The 1,314-nt window shown below is 74.0% G+C and carries 1 protein-coding gene and 1 pseudogene; both read right to left on the reverse strand.

Annotation, left to right across the window (positions count from 1 at the left end; translation table 11 throughout):
- Positions 1 to 970: uroporphyrinogen-III C-methyltransferase (locus tag NON22_RS24420; RefSeq protein WP_257389581.1), on the reverse strand; the 970-nt coding region annotated here is incomplete at its 3' end.
- A 94-nt stretch (positions 971 to 1,064) separates the two neighbouring features.
- A pseudogene (locus tag NON22_RS24425) lies at positions 1,065 to 1,314 on the reverse strand (hypothetical protein); the annotation flags it as partial.

The raw sequence follows: 1,314 nt of genomic DNA on the forward strand, positions 1-1,314 counted from the left end.
CGACCGTGCGTGCGGCCAGGCGCTCGAGCGCGGCCAGCGCCGCGGCGACGGCCGCATCGTCGGCGGCGAAGCCGTCGCGCAGCTGCGCGCGCGCACGTTCGAGCGCCGCATGCAGGGCGTGGTCATTGCGTTCGAGCAGCGCGAGCTCGGCGCTGCGCAGCTCCAGCGCGACGAAATTGCGCAGCAGCGCCGGGTCGGCGACGGCGCCGCCCTCGCCGCTGCGCGTGATGCGCACGAACTGGCCCAGCGCGCGCAAGAGCCGCGAATCGGCGCCGGCGTTGCGCCGGTCCAGCGCGGCGGCCAGCGGCAGGCGCACGACCTGCTCGCGCAGCTGCGCGAGTTCCGACAGCGCAGCCGCTTCGGCCGGCTGGTTCATCTGTTCCAGGCCGCGCAGCTCGACCGCGAGCGTTTCGCGCACCGTCGCGAAGGCCGGATCCTGCAACGCGGCCAGCGCCGTGTCCGCGATGCGATAGGCGCGCGCCGCGGCGGCCGCGTCGTGGAAAAGTTCGAAGCGCTGCTCGGCCAGCAGCAGCACCATCTCGGCCTCGTTCAGCAGCAGCGCGTCATGGCCGGACAGACGCTTGTCGGCGAGATTGGCGATCGCGTCCTCGAGCACGCGCGCGCGTTCGGAAACGCCGAGCACTTCCTCGCGCAGGGTCTTGTTGATGCCTTCGGCGTCAGCCAGACGCTGGCGCAACTGGTCGCGTTCGCGCCGTTCCTGTTCCAGCGCGCGGCGCTGCCCGTCGACGTCGGTGCGCAGCAGCGCGATGTCCGTCGCGACCGCCGCGCCGGCGGCGCTGTCGGCGGCGCTGCGCCGCCAGGCCAAGCCGGCGACCGTGACGGCTCCGACAGCGAGTACCAGGGCGATGCCGGCGACCAGCGGGCGCGAGGCCGGCGAAACGGAACGGGGCGGCGTGACCGGCGCGGGAGACGGCGCCGGCGGGGCGGAATCGGGCGTATCCATGTCCATGCGCCAATCGTACCGAAGAACCCTGCCCCGGGTCAGGCGACCAAGGTCGTCCGTACGCCGGGCGGTGTAAAAAGCGGTGTCGCCGCGCGCCGGCTCAGAGCCGGTGCCGCGTCAGCGCCCGGGCGCAGGCAGCCGCGAGATCCGCGGCCAGCGCCGATTCCGCAACATGTATACGTGTGAACCCGTGCTCGCGGGCCAGCTCGGCCAGGCGCGCGCTGCTCACGACGAGCTCGGCCGCGCGCAGCGCGAGCACGAGGCCGGCCGGCAGCGCCGTGGCGAGCGCGGCCAGCGACTGAGCGCTGCTCGCGACGACGATCAGCGGCCGCGGCGCCAGATCGGAAGAG

This window comes from Tahibacter caeni, assembly GCF_024609805.1.
In the GTDB taxonomy this organism is placed as follows: domain Bacteria; phylum Pseudomonadota; class Gammaproteobacteria; order Xanthomonadales; family Rhodanobacteraceae; genus Tahibacter; species Tahibacter caeni.